The organism is Cellulosimicrobium cellulans (assembly GCF_001722485.1).
GTDB lineage: Bacteria > Actinomycetota > Actinomycetes > Actinomycetales > Cellulomonadaceae > Cellulosimicrobium > Cellulosimicrobium cellulans_A.
On the sequence record NZ_LWGL01000303.1, the window covers coordinates 1 to 1857 of the forward strand.

Annotated in this window: 2 protein-coding genes; both read right to left on the reverse strand. The window is 78.5% G+C overall.

From position 1 onward, the window contains the following. Positions 1–629: NAD-dependent epimerase/dehydratase family protein (locus JZ5iCDA_RS17245; protein ID WP_139123222.1), on the reverse strand; the 629-nt coding region annotated here is incomplete at its 3' end. Beyond that, positions 626–1857: class I adenylate-forming enzyme family protein (locus tag JZ5iCDA_RS17250; protein WP_069388215.1), on the reverse strand; the 1232-nt coding region annotated here is incomplete at its 5' end. The genes JZ5iCDA_RS17250 and JZ5iCDA_RS17245, both read right to left, overlap by 4 nt.

Sequence of the window (1857 nt, forward strand, 5' to 3'; positions counted from 1 at the left end):
AGGCCCGCGGCGGCGCGCACGGCGGCGACGAGCGTGTCGACGTGCGTGAGGGACTGGCGCACCCGGCCGCCGCCGGGCAGCACGAGGCGGCCGCCGCGCACGGCGCCCTCGACCCGCGGGAGCAGCGTCGTGTCGCCCGGTCCGTAGACGGCGTGCGGGCGCAGGACCACGACCGCGCCGCGCTCGGGGTGGTGGAGGACGTCGTCGCGCAGGTACCGCTCGGCGGCGGCCTTGGTGGCGCCGTACGCGTCGAGGTACCGGTCGACGGGCGCCTCCGCCTCGCGCGCGTCGACGCTCGGGAGGAACGGGTCGTAGACGCTCGCGGACGACACGTGCACGAGGCGCGCGCCCGGGAAGGTCTCGCGCACGGCCCGGGTGCCCGCGACGTTGACCGCCCACGCGCGGTCGTGCCGCGCCCAGTCGGACACGACGGCGCCGGCGTGCACGACGACGTCGACGTCGGGCGGGTCGGCCAGCACGCCGTCGGCGAGGTCCCAGGTGCGGTGCCGGGCGCCGTCGACGCCCGCGTCACGCCGCGAGAACGTCCACACCTCGTCGCCGCGCGCGACGGCGTCGCGGGCGACCGCTCCCCCGACGAACCCCGACGCGCCGGTGACGGCGACCCTCACGAGCGCGTCCCCGTCGGTGCGGGCAGCGCGACGTCCGGGCCGCACCACGGCGCCGCGGCACGCGCGAGGGCGGCCCGGTCCGGCTTGCGGCTGCGACCGGCGAGCGCGAGGTGGTCGGCGTGCAGCACGACGTCGGGCAGCGCGTCGTGGTCGACGACGCCCGGCAGAGCGTCTCGCACGCGTGCGACGAGCGGGTGGTCCGGGTCGAGCGCCGGCGGCCCGGCGTGCCCCGCCCTCGTGCCCGTGCCCGTCGACGACGTGACGACGAGCGCGACGCGCTCGTCCCCGTCGACCTGGGGAACGCCGACGAGCACGGCCTCCGCGACCCCGTCGAGCGCGGCGACGCGCGGTTCGAACAGACCCGGGTAGATGTTCGTCGTGCCGCGGATGATCATGTCCCGCGTGCGTCCGACGAGCACGACGCGCCCGTCGGCCTCGAGGCGCGCGAGGTCGCCCGTGCGGTGCTCGGCGGCCGGTGCTCCGCGGCCGTGGCCCGTCGCGTCGAGGTCGTGCAGGTAGCCCGCCATGAGCGACGGCCCGGAGAGCACGAGCTCGCCGACGTCGCCCACCGGGTCCACGGAGTCGTCCCCCGCCTCGACGCCGTCGCGGTCGAGCCGCACCCCGACGCCCGGCAGCGGCCGCCCGACGAGGTCACCGTCGCCCGCGAACGCGAGCTTCTCGCCCGCCTCGACGACGGCGACGGGGAGGATCTCCGTCATCCCGTACACCCCGACCCAGCGCGTCGCGGGCAGCACGCGCGTGGCCCGCTCGAGCAGCGCGCGCGTCACGGGCGCCCCGCCGACGAGCGCGACGCGCGGCCCGACGGCCGGGACGGTCCCCGCCTCCACCGCGTCGAGGAGGGCGGTGAGATCGGCCGGCACGAGGTAGGTCCCCGCCGCGCCGTCGAGCTGCCGGGCGAACGTGACGACGTCGCGGCCGGGCGGGTCGGCGGGCACCGACCACGTGGCGCCTGCGAGCAGCGCGGGCACGCCGAGCAGCATCTGGTCGGTGTGCACGACGTCGCCCGGCGCGAGCTCGAACACCTCGCGGAGCAGGTCGCACCCGGCGTGCAGGGACCCGGCGGAGTGCACGACGGCCTTGGGCTGCGCCGTCGTGCCCGACGTGAAGACGACGAGCGCGTGGGCCGCCGCGTCGAGCGGGGGCAGAGCGGCAGCCGCCGCTCCCGCGGGCGCTCCTGCGCCGGGCCGCGCGAGCGCGCGTGCCGAGC